Origin of the sequence: Noviherbaspirillum sp., assembly GCF_035627455.1 — a bacterium.
In the GTDB taxonomy this organism is placed as follows: domain Bacteria; phylum Pseudomonadota; class Gammaproteobacteria; order Burkholderiales; family Burkholderiaceae_D; genus Noviherbaspirillum.
Window position 1 is genome coordinate 31,028 of record NZ_DASPLS010000031.1, and the last position, 13,285, is coordinate 44,312.

The window sequence follows — 13,285 nt, forward strand, 5'->3', positions numbered from 1 at the left end:
AACAAGGAGGACGATGATGAGTCAGGATGCATCAGGCCGCAATCCTGCGGGCGGCGCGCGCATCGTCGGCGACAGCCCGAACTTCTCCGGACCGGGACCACAGGTCATGGCGGCAGCCACGCTGCAGGGCGAGACCGTGCTCAATCCGCAAGGGGAAAACCTCGGCGAGATCCAGGACATCATGATCGATGTGCCCAGCGGCCGCATCGCCTACGCTGTGTTGTCCTTCGGCGGCGTGCTCGGCCTCGGCAACAAGCTGTTCGCGATTCCATGGAGCGCCCTGACGCTCGATGCGCAGCGTGAATGCTTCATCCTCGATATCGACCGGGAACGACTTGCGCGTGCACAGGGGTTCGACAAGAGTCACTGGCCATCGATGCCCGACCCCGGCTGGACCGACGACCAGCATTCCTTCTACCGGCGTTCGCCGCCCTCCAGCTAGCGGGCGCATGAACGGTATTGCCATGATGGTTTGTGCCGAAATGCGCCCGAAGGGCGCTTTTTTTTTGCGACAGGAAAAACAACATGGAAAATCTGCTATCGCTGGATTGGGATGAACTGTTCGGCTTGAGCCTGCCGCTCGCGGAAATCTTCGTGCGCGGCACGGCGATGTACTGGTTCCTGTTTCTCATCTTCCGCTTTGTGATCCGACGCGATGTAGGAGCGGTCGGCATTGCCGACGTGCTGGTGCTGGTGATCGTGGCCGACGCGGCGCAGAACGGCATGTCCGGCGAATACACCAGCGTGACCGAAGGCATGATATTGGTCGCAACACTCGTCGGATGGAACTTTCTGCTTGACTGGCTGAGTTTTCGCTACCCCAGCTTCCGCCGCTTTGCGGAGCCTGGGCCGATCCGCCTGATCTGGCAAGGGCGCATGCTGCACCGGAACATGCGTAAAGAATTGATCACCGACGATGAGCTGTGGACCAAGCTGCGGCAGGCCGGGGTCGACAGGCTCGACCAGGTCAAGGAAGCCTTCATCGAACCAGACGGGCAGATCAGCGTGATCAGGACACAAGATTGATCGAATTTTCTGGTCATCGGGGCAAGAAGTTGCCTGAAACCCAGCATTAGCAGCGCTTTATTTTTCCGCCCGGAAAACTTTCCGCCAATACAGTTGTCCTTAGGAATTCCAAGGGATTCCGGACAAGGACATGGCGCGACGGACAGGCTCGTTACGAGCAGGACAATTACTTAAGGCAGCGTGCGGTCTGGCGGCCGCGTTCAGCATTTCGTCGTGCGGCGGCGGCGGCACGCCGGCCGCGGCGCCGGCTGCCGGCAGTACGCCGGACGCGGGCGCGCCCCCCGCCAGCCTCGCGTCGCCGGTCGCTTCGGCACCCCCGCCCACAAGCCTGCAGGCAGCCGGCGGCGGCACGACGCTCCTCATCTCGGAGGTCTCCACCAGCTACTACAGCAATGATGTCGCCTGGCTGGAACTGTACAACCCGACCGCCGACACGGTCGAGCTGTCGCGCTATACCTTGCGCAGCTCCTCCATCGACCTCGACAGCGGCAGCACGTCCTATGAGCCGGCGACCTTCACGCTGCCGGCCGTGGCACTGCCGCCCGGCGCCTACCTGGTCATTGCCGGAAAGACCTCGCTGCAATTGCAGGACAATGCGCAGATCAAGTATGTGCGCAGCGGTTCCAGCGTGCCATTCTGGAACGGCAGCGGCTCGCTGGAACTGGTCAGCGGCGGCGCGACGGCGGACTTCGTCCGATTCGGCACCTCCACCGCCGCACCCACGAGTGGCGGCACGTGGAACGGGGCGAGCGTCGCGGCGCTGCCATCCGGCCCCGAGGAACATGGCAAGTCGATCGTTCGCCTGGCGATGGGCGGCATGGCCGACACCAATGCCGCGGCCGACTGGTCGCTGGTGAACTTTGCCACGCCGGCGGGCAAGAACGATGTGCCGCCGGGTATCGTCGATTCCGACCGCGACGGCATACCGGACAGCGCCAAGTTCAGCGGCGGCACCTATGCCGGCCTGGACCTGTACGCGATGGGCGCGCGCCGGGGACGGCGCGACATTTTCGTGGAAATCGATTACATGGACGGCAACGACGTGGCAACCACGCCGCGCCGGGAAGCGCTGCAGAAGCTGGAGGCTGCATTTGCCGCGAAGGGAATCGCGCTGCATATCGATGCGGGCAAGCTGTATGGAGCCGAATTCAGCCCCGCCGCCTACAACCTCGGTGGCGGCAACCGCGTGCCGTTCTCGGCTTGCGTCGAGCTCGACACCTCGACCGCCGGCGCCGGCGCGCGCGCCGGCTGCACGTCCTTCCAGTCAGTCAAGCACGCCAATTTCGATGTCCGGCGCAGGCTGGTCTTCCACTACGCGTTGTTTGCCAATTCGCTCAATACCAACGGCGGCGCCGGTCCGTCCGGCATCTCCGAAATTCTGGGCAACGACATGATCATCGCGCTCGGCGGCTACGGCTTCCTGATCGACTCGGAAATCGGACTGAACATGCTGATCAATATGCAGGCCAGCACGCTGATGCATGAGTTCGGGCACAACCTCGGCTTGCAGCACGGCGGCAATGAGGAAGTCAACTACAAGCCCAACCACTACAGCATCATGAACTACATGTACCAGTTCGCCGGGCTTAGCGAGACGCCGTCCAGCATCCATGCGGCCGACCGCTACTATCTCGCGTACGGGCTGAAAGGCGTGAGCTACTGCGGGCTGGTGGAAAATTCGCCCTGCGGCGACGGCTTCCTGATGAGCTATTCGGACGGTCAGGGCGCCGACCTCGACGAGTCGCGCCTGTCGGAACTGGACAATATCGGACGCGGCAGCACGGGCGGCGCATACGCCGACTGGGACAACAACGGCCGCCTGACCGCCGGCGTCTTCGGCCGCAACATCAACACTCTCGACGGCAGCAGCCGCTCGGTGCTGCGGGACTACAATGAATGGGGAAACCTGCGCTTGCCGTTCGCACGCAATTTCTCGGGCAGCAGTTCCGGCCGTTCGCTTTCCGGCGAGCCGCCGGCGCCGCGTGTGAATCCGATGAACCATCTGCACGCAAACCGCCACGTTACCGAAGCGCCGCTGCCGCCACTGATGCAGGACATGATACGCAATCTGCCGCGCGGGCGGCATGTGAAACGCTAGCTCTAGCTGCGGCGGCGACCGCGCGCATGCCAGCAGGCCGGATGGCTGCGGCGTATCGCATTACCGTCCGGCTGGTGCACGCGCCTGCTTAATACGGCAGCGAGCACATCATCGTCGATCAGGTCGTCGTCCTCAAGCAGGCCTTCGAGTTCCTCGACGATGATGCGCTCGCTGCTTTTCTTGGTCTTCATGTTCTGCTCCGCCAGCGCCATGGCCTGGGCTTCGAATAGATCGTCGTACCGCTCGCACGCGGGCGCCGATAGCGCCATGCGCCGCGCGGAAAACGGGCTCAGCTCATCGTCGTCCGGCTCGTCATCGTCGTACAGTCCGTCCTGCGTGCTCCAGCGCAGGGTGTTGAGTACCAGCGACTGGCCGTGCGGGATCAGCGCGGCGAGGTGCTGGCGCGACTGGATGACCACGTAGGCGATGCCGATCTTTCCCGCCTCGCGCAGCGCTTCCCTCAGCAGGGCGTAGACGTTTTCCCCGCCGGGGACCGGCGCCAGGTAGTAGTAGGGCGTTTCAAAATAGTCGGAAGGGATTTCCTGCGCCTCGACGAAAGCGAGGATATCCACCGCATGTGTGGAAGTGGCATGTTCTGCATGCGGTTCCATGTCGGGCAAGTTCACGAAATACCTTTCTTTCATTGATGCATGTGCCGGCGCAGGATGCGCGCGCGGCACTGGTACGGGGGAAAGCGGCGGCGACCGGTGTTCGCCGCCTGCGTGAGCGTCTGTCCGGCGGGTGTCTCCCTTGTTCCGCGTCCGGCAAGGTCAATGCACCTTGCGCTGCGAGCCCGGGTCGTCGTCGTCGTCCTCGTCCGAAGCCACGCCCAGCTCCTCACGCAGCTCCATCTTGCGGTCGCGGATTTCCTCCCCGATTTCCTCAAGGTCGAGTTCGGCCTTCTTCAGCTTCGGGAACAGCTCCTTTTCCTCTTCCTGGATGTGGTGCTTCACGTATTCGCCCAGAACCGTGAACTTCGCGTCATACAGGTCGTCGTCCGGCTGCATCGCGGCGAGCTCGCTGATCAGCTGGCGCGCGGACGCATGCTCCACTTCCGCCTCGTCGAGCAGGTCCATGTCGTCGATCGCATCGCGCGCCGCCGGATAGAAGATCTCTTCCTCCACTTGCGCGTGGATGGTGAGTTCGGCACAGGCGGTCTCGACCAGCATCTGCTTGGCTTCGTCGTCGGTTTCTTCGTTTTCCTTCATCTTTTCGAACTCGTCGAAAAGATCGATCACTTTCTTGTGATCTTCGGCAAGAATGTGCAACGCGTCGGTTTCCGAACCTTTGGTCGATGCGCGGCGCGTGGTGCGTGATGAGGACTTGCTGCTGCTCTTGGAAGTCGCATTGCGTGGCATTGTCTTCTCCTATCAGGTTGCCAGGGGTCGGTGCTGACGGGTTCGCAAGCTCTGTGCCAAGCGGAGCGGCTCTGCCGCGGGCGGCGCGCTGCCCGATCGCATTCGACGGTACGCCGGTACGCAAGCCGCCCGGCGCCGCGCGCCGGCCTTCCTTTTTGCAAGCCCGTGTAAAACTTGCAGCTAGCGGCGCAGGGGCGGGAGCGGGGGGAGTTGTGTCTCCATGCCGGCGCCGGCGAGAAGCTCAAGCGCGGCGGCGGCGACTGTTGCCGGCGGCACCAGGGACAGGCAATGCTGATGGCGTTCCGGGCAGACGCTCTTGTAGCAGTAACGGCAGGAAACGTCGTGATAGAGCACCCGGGCCGGAACTTTCCATGGGGTATGCTGAGGATTGGTGAGTGCGTACAGGTCGACCACCGGTGTGCCCACTGCGGCGGCGATGTGGACGGGGCCAGTGTTGTTCGAGATCAGTACCGGGGCCAGCGCAATCAATGCGGACAGCTGCGGCAGGTCGAGCTTGCCTGCAAAGGAATGGATGTCGGGCAGGCCGCAGCAGATGTCCTCGATCAGCGGCGCCTCGTCGGCGCTGCCGGTAAACACCAGCGGACATCCGAGGGACGCCGACAGCTGCCGTGCGACCTCGCGCCACTGTTGCGGCGGATAGCGCCGCGATGATGCGGTCGCGCCGGGATGCAGCGCGATCCAGGGCCGGCCGGTGTCGATGTCGGCGGCACGCAAGCGGTCGCAGACGCGCGCGGTCGCCGCCGATGGCACGCGCAGGGACAGGCGTTCGTCCCCTGCGGTGGCGCCGACCGACGCCACCAGATCCAGCTGGCGCTGCACCTCGTGCCTTACCTGCTCCTGCGGTTCCGTCTCGCGCACCCAGTGCGTCAGCAGCTGGTAGGGATTTTCGCGGCAATGCGCGAGCCGCAGCGGAATCCCCGCCAGGTAGCAGAGCATCGCCGACGGCAGCGGATTCTGGCTGTAGACGGTAAAAATGACGGCGGCGTCGAAATGCAGCCGCGACAGGCGCAGGATCATTTCCATGTCGGCGCCGGTCGGATGCGGCGCGCTGCTCTTGAGCCAGGGCGCCGCATAGACGATGGTTTCGTCGATTTCGGGTATCAGCCGGGCGACGGAATCCCCGCTGGAGGAGGTCAGCAGCGTGATTTCGCAACCGGGGATCGATTCCCGGAGCGCACGTATCGCCGGCGTGCTCATCAGCACGTCGCCCATGTAATCGAGCCGGATGCAGAGGATGCGCTTTGCCCGCGCCCAAGCGTTGTCGATCATGAGCCGGCCGCTTCGCTGCTGACGAGACGCTCATCCATCGCTCCGGCGATCAGCGTCGCGGCAACGTACAGATTGGGCGCGGTGAAGTGCGGCGTGCGCAATGGAGACATCTTCCATTCCGTCTCGTTGCCATTGTTGATCAAGACGGTACGGCAACCGGCGCGCCGCCCGGCCTCGACATCGTTCAGGATGTCGCCCACCATCCAGGACTGCGACAGATCGATGCCGTGTTCATGCGCAGCGCGCAGCAGCATGCCCGGCATCGGCTTGCGGCAGGTGCAGGCAATCGCATAACGGCTGACCATGCCGTCCGGACTGTGCGGACAGTAGTAGAAGCCGTCGAGCAGCACACCGTACTGCGCCAGCCTTTCGGCGAGCCGGTGCTGCAGCGGCCCGAGCGCAGTCTCGGTGAACAGGCCCTTGGCCACCCCAGCCTGGTTGGTCACGACGATCAGCGCATAGCCGAGCTGCCTGAGCAGCTGCAGTCCCTGGCCGGCCTGCCATGTCAGCTCCAGCAGCGCGGGATTGACGTTGTACGGCACGTTCTCGACCAGCGTGCCGTCCTTGTCGAGGAAGACCGCACGCTTCATGCCAGGCCCGGCTCGAAGCGCGCGCGGCGGGCGGTCACGGCCATGATGATTCCTGCATCGGCAGGACCATGACTTCCGGGATCACGGTCTGCTCCGGCAGCAGCAGCACCGACTTGACCGCGACTGCGACATTGACCGGATCCTGCAGCGTGGCCACGTCGATATCCGGGAAGCGGTCGAGCAGGAAGGGGGTGCGCATGCCGCCGGCGAGCACTGCGGTTACCTTGATGTGGCGCGGGCGCAGCTCGGCATGCAACGCATGCGACAGGCCAAGCAGTCCCCATTTGCTTGCATGATAGGCCGAGGCATTGGGCCAGGCGCGCTTGGCGGCGGTGGACGCGATGTTGACGATGTGCCCGCCGTTCTTCATGTGCTGCGCGGCGAACTTGGACAGCAGGAAGGGGCCGTAGAGATTGGTGCGGATCACGCGATCCCAGTCGCCGTAGGAAAGCTCTTCGATCGCGCAGGTGACGTCGGTGCCGGCATTGTTGACCAGCACATCGATCTTGCCAAAGCGTTCCACCGTTTCGTCGATCGCGCGCTCCGCGGCGACCGGGTCGCCGACATTGAAGCCGATTGCATGGATCTTTCCGGCCGACGCATCGAGCAGTGATGCCACCGTCTGCGCGCGGTCGAGATTGAGGTCGCCGACGACGATGTTCGCACCGCAGGACGACAGTACATGGCACAGCGCCGCGCCCAGGCCGCTCGCGCCGCCAGTGACGAGGATGGTCTTGCCGGCGAAGAGTTCTGCTTCGGCCGGGTTGGGGACATAACTCGAGACGTTTACCTTGCTCATTCCCTCTCCGTAAAAGGTTGGACTACGTATCAGCGTAAGCGCCGACGCCGCGCGGTTCATTGACGCAACCGGGATCGCGCGTCGATCGCCGTCAGGGTTCTCAACTGCGCAGGCTCAGTTCGCCCGACGCGACCAGCGGCGGCATCGCGTAGACGGTCGCCGGCGCCAGCACGCTTTCATACACGCTGGCGATATGGGTGGCGACATTGCGCCAGGTGAAGTGCTGGTAGGCGCGGCGCATGCCCGCCCATCCCATGCGCTGGGCGACATGCGGATGGTGATAGAGCCAGGCGAGGCGTTCGGCCAGCGCATCGGGGTCGTTCGGCGGCACCAGATAGCCGGTTTCGCCATCGACCACGGTGGTCTTGATGCCGCCGACCGCGGTGCCGACCACCGGTGTGCCGCAGGCCATCGCCTCGACCGGCGTGATGCCGAAAGGCTCGTACCACGGCGTGGTGACGAACACATTGGCGGCACTGTAGTAATACCGCAGCTGCGCGCGGCGCCGCTGTCCGGTGAAGGTCACCGCATCGGCCACGCCCAGATCTTGCGCCAGTGACATGAGGCGGCCCAGTTCCGGGGTCGCGATCGGATCCGGTTTTTCCGCATTGCCGCCGACCACCAGCAGGCGCGCGCGCACCTGATGCTGGCTGCGCAGCACCGCAATCGCGCGGATCACGTTGTCGACGCCCTTGCGCGGCACCATGCGCCCGAGCTGCAGCACGATGAACTCATCCTGGCCGAGCCCGAGTTGCTGGCGCGCATCGAGCGTGACCGGCCAGAATTCGTCCGGGTCGAAGCCGCAAGGCACGATGTCGATCCGGTCGCTCGGCGCGCCGTACAACTGTTCCATGTCGGACTGGTCCTGCGGACACTCGGCGATGATGCGGTCGGCTTCCTGCATCAGCCGTTCCTCTATCGCAAACCGCACATCGGGAAAGGCATCCGCCTGCTTCTGGTTCAGCCGCCGCACGCGGCCCAGCGCGTGGAAGGTCATTACGAAAGGAATGCCCAGGGTCTTGCGTACCTGCCGCGCCACCATGCCCGACATGAAGAAATTCGCGTGCATCAGGTCATAAGGCAATTTTTGCCGTCGCGCAAATCGAATCACGAAGCGGCCGAATTGTTCCATGAAGGGCAGCATCGCCTCCTTCGGCACGAAATGCGCGGGCCCGGCCGGCACATGTACCACGCGCACGCCGGGCATCCAGTCGACTACCTGTTCCTGGAATTCCGAATCGCGCCGGGTAAAGATATCGACCAGGTAGCCAAGGCGCGCCAATTGCTTGGCGAGCTGCGCGACATACACGTTTTGCCCGCCACTGTCGGTGCTGCCGATCAGAGCCAGGGGCGACGCGTGTTCGCTAATAAGGGCAATTTTTCGCATGATTGTCTGGTTTCTTGGAATTGTCGGGAGTGCTGCTTTGCATGCAAAGCAAACCATGTACCTAGTCATGGTTGTCCGGGAAATCCGCGCCGCGCTTCGCTCTCTTGCGTATTCGTCAACAGCAGTGCGGCAAGTGAACGGTCGCGGCGGGTAACAACTACAGTGCAATGTAAAAACTGCCCCGGTGCAGTGTAAGAACGCGCGGCTCGCGGCATCGACATTGCCGAACGGCGCGAGCGATCCTTCTGCATGGAAAGCAGTGCGTCCGTCTGGCACGGGACCTGCATCGGCACGCCAACGGAGCCAGCGTCCGCTGCTTTCCCATCCGCATCAAGCTCTCATCCGAACGCAGCCTGCTGGATAACAAAGGCCATTTACAAGGAGATGAATATGTGGACTGATAAGACCAAACTGTCTGTCATCGGTATTTCCGTGATTCTTCTGACGGCATGCGGCACGCCGCAGCGCACGACCTCCTCGGCTGGATCGGTGCCGGTCACGACGACCACCAGCACGATCCCCACCACGACTTCGACTACCAGCAGCGCCAGCGGCTACGGCGTGGTGCAGGCGATCGACGTGATCCCGCGCGAGCAGGCGGCGGGACTGGGGCTGGGAACGGTTGCCGGCGCGGTGGTCGGCGGCGTGCTCGGCAACCAGGTCGGCAGCGGCACCGGACGCAAGGCTGCCACGGTGGCGGGCGCAGCCGGCGGCGCAATCGTCGGGCACCAGATGGAGAAAGGCGCGGGCACTTCCGGCCAGGTCTACCGGGTAGCGGTACGCATGGACAACGGCGCCGTGCAGACTCTGGCGCAGGAAGCCGCGCCGGGCGTGCAGGTCGGCGACCGGGTCCGCCTGGAGAACGGCGTGATCGTCGAACGCTTCCGCTGATTATTGTCGAAGCCGCGCAAGTGCAGGCCATGGTGCCTGCACTTTGCGTTTAGGGAGGCCCGATTTGGACAGCAACGAATGGCGCATGCTTGCGGAATCAGCGCTGCCGTCGCTGCGCATCGTGCTCGTCTGGGTGCTCGCCTTGCTGGCGCTATGGATGATCCGGCGCCTGTTGCGGGCACTCAAGACGCGCATCCGCAACCATGTCGACGTGCTGCGCGATTCGCGCCGCATCGAGACGCTGATGAACGTGTTCCGCTACACCGCGAACATCGTGATCGTCGGCGTCGCAATCATGCTCACGCTCGGCACGATAGGCATTTCGATCACGCCTATCCTTGCGACCGCCGGTGTAGCCGGCATTGCCGTCGGCTTCGGCGCGCAAAGCCTGGTGAAAGACTTCTTCACCGGCCTGTTCCTGCTGATTGAAAACCAGGTCAGCGAAGGGGACGTCATCGAGGCCGCCGGCAAGAGCGGACTGGTGGAGCGCGTGACGCTGCGGCACATCCGCATCCGCGACTACGACGGCAGCGTGCATTTCATTCCCAACGGCATGATTACCACGGTCACGAACCGCAGCCGCGATTATGCGTACGCGGTGATTGACGTCAACGTGCGGCGGCAGGAAGACCTGGACCGGGTATTTGCGCGGATGGAAGAGATTGGCAGGACAATGCGCGCCGATCCGGTCGTGGGCCCGCTCATTTTGGAGGACATCGACCTTGCCGGTGTTGAAAAGCTGGAGGACGCAAGCGTCGCGCTGCGCTGCCGCATCAAGGTGCAGCCATCGCGGCAGTGGCGTGTGCGGCGCGAGTTCCTGCGGCGGATGAAAGCGGCGATCGATACGGTGGAAGAAGTGGCGCCCCAATCCTGAGCGGACGTCTTTTCCACCGCAATTGCAATCTTTACCCAGGAGCGCGGCCGTTGGCGCGGTCCTTTGCCCGGTACTGGGGCACGGCGGGCATCCCGGCGCAGGCACGGATGTTGCGTTTTTCATTCACCCAAAGGGAGCGAGGCCGCGCCTGCGGCCCCATCACGTATGTTCCCGTGTATTTCAGGAGCAAGCAACATGGCGATCAATGAAACGCATCCTGCGCGCGGCGATTCGCTACGCCAGGCCGAAAACGTGGATTACAACATACGGCGGCCCATGTTTCCCGCGATTCGCTGGGGCGCTGTGCTTGCCGGCGTCGCCGTCGGCATTTCGGTGCAGCTGGCGCTGACCCTGCTGGGCATCGCGACCGGTCTCTCCTCCGCCGACGTGGCAGAGGGCGAGAGCTTGGGCACCGGGCCATTGATCTGGGCCGGCGTCAGCATGCTCGTCGCCGCCTTCGTCGGCGGCTACGTGGCGGCGCGGATGTCAGGCCTGAAACGCAAGGCGGACGGCATTCTGCATGGCGCAGTGTCCTGGGCGGTGACGACAATCATGTTCGCGGTGCTGGCGACCTCGGTCGGCGGCACGCTGATGAGCGGCGTGTTCAACAACATGAGCCAGCTCGCGCGCGCGTCCGCGGCGGGCGGCGGCAGCTCGCCGCTGGCAGCGATCCTGCGCTCCCAGGGCGGCAACCTGGACGCGGCATCGCTGCGGCAGTTGCAGCAGTTCCTGCGGACCGGGCAGCGCGAGCAGGCGATCCAGCTCGTGGCATCGCGTACCGGCATCGAGCCCGGGCGGGCGGCGGCGATGGTCGACCAGGCGCTGATCATCACCGGATCGCCGGAGGCGGCATCCCAGCAAGGGCGGCAAACGGCGGACAACGCAGTCCAGACGGCGGGCACTGCCGCCTGGGTGGTATTCCTCGCGGTTGCGCTGGCACTGGCGATCGGCATCGGCGGCGGCGCGCTTGGCGCTGCGGGTTCGCGCCGTGTCAGCTGGTCCGGCAACCCGCAAACTTGAGCAACGAGCAGGAGGCGCGCATGCAACGCACAATCGGCGGAAGCCGGACCCGGTCCAGCCGGTCCAATGCGGGCGCGCCGCGTTTTGCGCGCCTGTCCGCAAGCGATTCGAGCACTGCGGATCTGCTTTACGGCTGCCCGGTGGTGACGGCGACCGGGGAGAAGATAGGGACGGTCGATTACCTGATGGTCGACGTCGTCACCCATCAGTTGCGCTATGTGGTGCTGGCGCACAAGCGCAATGCGGCGGTGGTGTCGATTCCGTGGCATGCGTTGTATTTTGATGCGGCGATGGGGAGGCTGGTTTTTTATACCTTGTATTAAGCCGGTTTTTTTCTCTCCGGTGCCCCAAGTCTGCTTGCTCTCCAAGGATGCTTGCCGGGGCCAGTCCCGGCAAGCATCGACGGAGCGACAACAGTATTGGGTCACCGGAGAGAAATTCTGGAACGGCTACTTTAAAGGCAAGAACAAATTTTTCGAACGAGCCTGCACCACCCCCGCCTTCGCCACCGCCCGCAAACACATCGCCACCGTTCCCGCAAACGCCTCGTCATACCAGGGATTCGCGCCGCTCACCGCCACCACGATGCCGTCCACCACGACGCTCCCCCACAGTACGGTATCGCCGGCCGCGAGCATGTGCGGCCGCAGTTCCTGCACCAGATGCCCGTCCATGCCGTTGCGCCATGAAACGCGCGCTTTCGCGCGGGCGAAGCCGGCATAATCGGCGTCCCATTTCGAGCGGTCGCCGACCGAATATTCATACAGGATCGCTTCCTCGAAGGAGGAAACCGCAGGGCCGCGCAGCGGGTCCATGATGACGATGTACAGGAATCCGCTTTCGCCGACTTCCTTTTGCTTCATCGCTTCATGGATCATCGGCAGCGCCAGCCCGACCGCCTTTTCCGCCGCGTGGCGGTCGATGAAATAGCTTCCAGCTTGAGACATGGTAGTGCTCCTGATTGTTGTTGTAGAGAGGGACGCGCGATGCGTCAGAGCTGCGTGACGAAGCGGAAGGTCTTGTCCCAGTCGTCGGCGAAACGCTCGATGCCGAAGCGCTCGCGCGCATAGCGCCGGGCGCCTTCGCCCAGCTGACGGGCATGCGCCGGATCGGCAATCAGCTCCTGCATGCGCTCGATCAGCTTGCCGGCGTCGGTGTCGGCATAGCCGGACACGCCGTTGCGGACAACGGTCGCCATTTCGGTGGTCGCCAGCGCCACGATCGGCATGCCGATCATCATCGCTTCGATCACCGCCAGCCCGAGGCTGGTGTAGCGGATCGGATTGAAGAAAAAGCGGTACTGCGCGGAAAAGGCGGGCAGGTGCGCATGTTCGATCTCGCCGATCCCGCCTGCTTCCAGCGCGCCCATGCCGACCAGGTCGAGCGGCACCTGCGACCGTGCGCGCTCGAAGATGTCGCCGCCAAGGCGGCGGCCGCGCGACTTGATGTTGTTGATCACCACCAGCCCGCGCGCAAGGTCGCCGCGGTAGGACACGTCCTTCGGCGCCAGCACGCCGTGCTCGACCACCCGGGTCGGCGTGCGCCCGGCGTTCCACATCAGCGCGTTGAAATGCGTCACGTGCACCAGCAGCACCGAAGGGTCGTCGACCAGGTGCGGCATGTCGGTGGGATGCTCGCGCGGCGGGTCGTGCTCGAGATAGATCTTCGGCAGGCGGCGCTGCGCTTCGCTCAGGTACAGGTACTGGTCCTTCAGGTACTGGTCGTCGTCCTGGAACAGGATGCAGTCGAACTGCGCATCCCTGGCCTCGCTGACAGGCAGGTCGATCACGTTGTCGCCCCAGGGGATGTGGCCGCAGCGCCCGCCGTAACCCGGCGGGCGGTCAGGCTTGGACAGCACGTAGAAATCGTGCGGGGCCTGGGTCAGATAGTAGAGGTAGCTTCCATGTGTGTGCCAGGTGAGGATCTTCAGCCGTTTCTGCATGTTTTATCCG

General features: G+C 64.0%; 15 protein-coding genes. 7 read left to right on the forward strand and 8 right to left on the reverse strand.

Annotated features, from left to right (window positions below; all coding sequences use genetic code 11):
• Positions 1–16: 16 nt before the first annotated feature.
• The 3 genes from VEC01_RS06060 to VEC01_RS06070 all read left to right on the forward strand — a co-directional run bounded on the left by VEC01_RS06060 (position 17) and on the right by VEC01_RS06070 (position 3,124).
• Positions 17–442 (forward strand): PRC-barrel domain-containing protein, encoded by a 426-nt coding sequence (locus VEC01_RS06060; protein WP_324899852.1) that lies wholly within the window; start codon positions 17–19, stop codon positions 440–442.
• Positions 443–525: 83 nt separating this feature from the next.
• Entirely contained in the window at positions 526–1,026 is a 501-nt protein-coding gene (locus tag VEC01_RS06065) for a DUF421 domain-containing protein (protein ID WP_324899761.1), read from the forward strand.
• Positions 1,027–1,156: 130 nt separating this feature from the next.
• The gene (locus VEC01_RS06070; protein WP_324899762.1) at positions 1,157–3,124 is read left to right on the forward strand and encodes a hypothetical protein; all 1,968 of its coding nucleotides are present in this window, start codon (positions 1,157–1,159) and stop codon (positions 3,122–3,124) included.
• Positions 3,125–3,126: 2 nt separating this feature from the next.
• On the opposite strand, the gene VEC01_RS06075 is transcribed toward VEC01_RS06070, so the two are convergent.
• The 6 genes from VEC01_RS06075 to VEC01_RS06100 form a co-directional block, all read right to left on the reverse strand.
• Positions 3,127–3,750, reverse strand: a complete 624-nt coding sequence (locus VEC01_RS06075; RefSeq protein ID WP_324899764.1) for a Ku protein — start codon at positions 3,748–3,750, stop codon at positions 3,127–3,129.
• 144 nt (positions 3,751–3,894) lie between these two features.
• A complete protein-coding gene (locus tag VEC01_RS06080; RefSeq protein WP_324899766.1) occupies positions 3,895–4,482 on the reverse strand; it encodes a hemerythrin domain-containing protein in 588 nt (195 codons plus the stop codon).
• 180 nt (positions 4,483–4,662) lie between these two features.
• Positions 4,663–5,772, reverse strand: a complete 1,110-nt coding sequence (gene waaF, locus VEC01_RS06085) for a lipopolysaccharide heptosyltransferase II (RefSeq protein ID WP_324899768.1) — start codon at positions 5,770–5,772, stop codon at positions 4,663–4,665.
• Positions 5,769–6,362: an HAD family hydrolase gene (locus VEC01_RS06090; RefSeq protein WP_324899769.1), complete on the reverse strand. Its 594-nt coding sequence runs from the start codon at positions 6,360–6,362 to the stop codon at positions 5,769–5,771. The genes waaF and VEC01_RS06090 overlap by 4 nt, the downstream gene beginning before the upstream one ends.
• A gap of 34 nt (positions 6,363–6,396) precedes the next feature.
• Positions 6,397–7,161, reverse strand: coding sequence for an SDR family oxidoreductase (locus VEC01_RS06095; protein WP_324899771.1), 765 nt, complete (start codon positions 7,159–7,161; stop codon positions 6,397–6,399).
• A 100-nt stretch (positions 7,162–7,261) separates the two neighbouring features.
• On the reverse strand, positions 7,262–8,548 hold the full coding sequence (locus VEC01_RS06100; RefSeq protein WP_324899773.1) for a glycosyltransferase family 1 protein: 1,287 nt from the start codon (positions 8,546–8,548) through the stop codon (positions 7,262–7,264).
• 390 nt (positions 8,549–8,938) lie between these two features.
• On the opposite strand from VEC01_RS06100, the gene VEC01_RS06105 reads away from it, so the two are divergent.
• From VEC01_RS06105 to VEC01_RS06120, 4 genes are all read left to right on the forward strand, one after another.
• Entirely contained in the window at positions 8,939–9,439 is a 501-nt protein-coding gene (locus tag VEC01_RS06105) for a glycine zipper 2TM domain-containing protein (RefSeq protein WP_324899775.1), read from the forward strand.
• 85 nt (positions 9,440–9,524) lie between these two features.
• Positions 9,525–10,313, forward strand: coding sequence for a mechanosensitive ion channel family protein (locus tag VEC01_RS06110; RefSeq protein ID WP_324899777.1), 789 nt, complete (start codon positions 9,525–9,527; stop codon positions 10,311–10,313).
• Between the two features lie 195 nt (positions 10,314–10,508).
• Positions 10,509–11,333, forward strand: a complete 825-nt coding sequence (locus VEC01_RS06115; RefSeq protein ID WP_324899779.1) for a hypothetical protein — start codon at positions 10,509–10,511, stop codon at positions 11,331–11,333.
• 20 nt (positions 11,334–11,353) lie between these two features.
• A complete protein-coding gene (locus tag VEC01_RS06120; RefSeq protein ID WP_324899781.1) occupies positions 11,354–11,656 on the forward strand; it encodes a PRC-barrel domain-containing protein in 303 nt (100 codons plus the stop codon).
• Between the two features lie 126 nt (positions 11,657–11,782).
• Here VEC01_RS06120 and VEC01_RS06125 read toward each other — a convergent pair whose 3' ends face one another.
• Together VEC01_RS06125 and VEC01_RS06130 are read right to left on the reverse strand one after the other, a co-directional pair.
• On the reverse strand, positions 11,783–12,280 hold the full coding sequence (locus VEC01_RS06125) for a hypothetical protein (protein WP_324899783.1): 498 nt from the start codon (positions 12,278–12,280) through the stop codon (positions 11,783–11,785).
• A 44-nt stretch (positions 12,281–12,324) separates the two neighbouring features.
• Positions 12,325–13,275, reverse strand: coding sequence for a glycosyltransferase family 4 protein (locus tag VEC01_RS06130; protein ID WP_324899785.1), 951 nt, complete (start codon positions 13,273–13,275; stop codon positions 12,325–12,327).
• Between the last annotated feature and the right edge of the window lie 10 nt (positions 13,276–13,285).

Coding starts and splice junctions, on each gene's coding strand:
- VEC01_RS06060 (WP_324899852.1), top strand. CDS start 17: ATGAGTCAGGATGCATCAGGCCGCAATCCTGCGGGCGGCGCGCGCATC.
- VEC01_RS06065 (WP_324899761.1), top strand. CDS start 526: ATGGAAAATCTGCTATCGCTGGATTGGGATGAACTGTTCGGCTTGAGC.
- VEC01_RS06070 (WP_324899762.1), top strand. CDS start 1,157: ATGGCGCGACGGACAGGCTCGTTACGAGCAGGACAATTACTTAAGGCA.
- VEC01_RS06080 (WP_324899766.1), bottom strand. CDS start 4,482: ATGCCACGCAATGCGACTTCCAAGAGCAGCAGCAAGTCCTCATCACGC.
- waaF (WP_324899768.1), bottom strand. CDS start 5,772: ATGATCGACAACGCTTGGGCGCGGGCAAAGCGCATCCTCTGCATCCGG.
- VEC01_RS06090 (WP_324899769.1), bottom strand. CDS start 6,362: ATGAAGCGTGCGGTCTTCCTCGACAAGGACGGCACGCTGGTCGAGAAC.
- VEC01_RS06095 (WP_324899771.1), bottom strand. CDS start 7,161: ATGAGCAAGGTAAACGTCTCGAGTTATGTCCCCAACCCGGCCGAAGCA.
- VEC01_RS06100 (WP_324899773.1), bottom strand. CDS start 8,548: ATGCGAAAAATTGCCCTTATTAGCGAACACGCGTCGCCCCTGGCTCTG.
- VEC01_RS06105 (WP_324899775.1), top strand. CDS start 8,939: ATGTGGACTGATAAGACCAAACTGTCTGTCATCGGTATTTCCGTGATT.
- VEC01_RS06110 (WP_324899777.1), top strand. CDS start 9,525: ATGCTTGCGGAATCAGCGCTGCCGTCGCTGCGCATCGTGCTCGTCTGG.
- VEC01_RS06115 (WP_324899779.1), top strand. CDS start 10,509: ATGGCGATCAATGAAACGCATCCTGCGCGCGGCGATTCGCTACGCCAG.
- VEC01_RS06120 (WP_324899781.1), top strand. CDS start 11,354: ATGCAACGCACAATCGGCGGAAGCCGGACCCGGTCCAGCCGGTCCAAT.
- VEC01_RS06125 (WP_324899783.1), bottom strand. CDS start 12,280: ATGTCTCAAGCTGGAAGCTATTTCATCGACCGCCACGCGGCGGAAAAG.
- VEC01_RS06130 (WP_324899785.1), bottom strand. CDS start 13,275: ATGCAGAAACGGCTGAAGATCCTCACCTGGCACACACATGGAAGCTAC.